Origin of the sequence: Paracoccus alkanivorans, from assembly GCF_003697785.1 — a bacterium.
GTDB lineage: Bacteria > Pseudomonadota > Alphaproteobacteria > Rhodobacterales > Rhodobacteraceae > Paracoccus > Paracoccus alkanivorans.
In genome coordinates, this window is sequence record NZ_QOKZ01000037.1 from 1 (window position 1) to 1,090 (window position 1,090).

The 1,090-nt window shown below is 59.5% G+C and carries 1 protein-coding gene; it reads right to left on the bottom strand.

Features of this window, described 5'->3' with window-relative positions; genetic code table 11:
• On the bottom strand, window positions 1-998 hold a 998-nt coding region (locus C9E81_RS22605), incomplete at its 3' end, for an ISNCY family transposase (RefSeq protein ID WP_122114600.1).
• Window positions 999-1,090 lie beyond the last annotated feature (92 nt).

A 1,090-nucleotide genomic window follows, 5' to 3' on the forward strand; every position in this document is an offset into this window, starting at 1 on the left:
TAGGACAGGGCCAATTGCCTGGACACGAAACGCTCATCGCGGCGGCACAGGATCTGGCGCAGCCGATCGGGCTCGACATTCAGCGATCGGTGCAAATTGTCCGGCCGGCGTGGCTGGCGGGCAAAGCGTGCATTGAACGCGGCGATGAATCCCGGCAGGAAAGCGTTGGCTGCCATCCTGTCGCTGATGCCTGCGAGTCGAAGTTCCTTGACGAGCCGGTCCTGCAGCGTCCGGTTGGCCCGTTCCACGCGGCCCTTGGCCTGTGAGGAATTCGCGCAGATGATCTCGATATTCAACTCGTTCAGTGCCCGGCCGAATTGTGTCATGCCATGACCGGTTCGGGGATCGGGGTGGTTCACACGGAATACGCTGTGCTTGTCGGAATAAAAGGCAACTGGTCGGCCGTGCTCATTCAGGTAACCTTCCAACGCCTCGAAATAGGCGAAGGTGCTCTCGGAAGCCACGAAGCGCATCTGCATCAGCTTGCCGGTGGCATCATCGATGAACACCAGCAGGGTACAGGCCGGGCCGCGATCCTCGAACCATCGGTGTTCCGAGCCGTCGATCTGGATCAGTTCTCCCAGGGCTTCGCGGCGTAGCCGCGGCTGATGCAGGGTCCGGCGATGTTTGCGCGAGATCCATAAACCATCCTCGATCATCCATTTGCGCAGGCTCTCGCGCGAAATCCGGATGTCGTGCAATTCCTCCAGCTTCTCTGCTGCGAATGTCGGGCCGAAATCGGAGTATTCATTCCGCACCAGTTCGAGAATTTCCGTGCGTCGTTCAGCACAGATCGCATTATTGGGCCGCCGACCGCGTGCCCGATGCGCCACACCGGCAGGCCCCGAGCTCCGGTATCGTGCCATGAGCCGATGCACCTGGCGCCGGCTCAGGTTCAGCAGACACGCCGCGTCCGTGACGCTGAGATGCTCAGCCTCCACATCCTTCAGGATTTTGAGCCGGTTCAGATCGCGTTCGCTCATCAATACCCATCCCATGACCGTCCCCCGAATTGTTATTTGCTTGGCTCGTCGGGGGAGTGTGACATTCCTGCTTTGCCAATGTGGGACATTTTAGCATTGCTGCTATA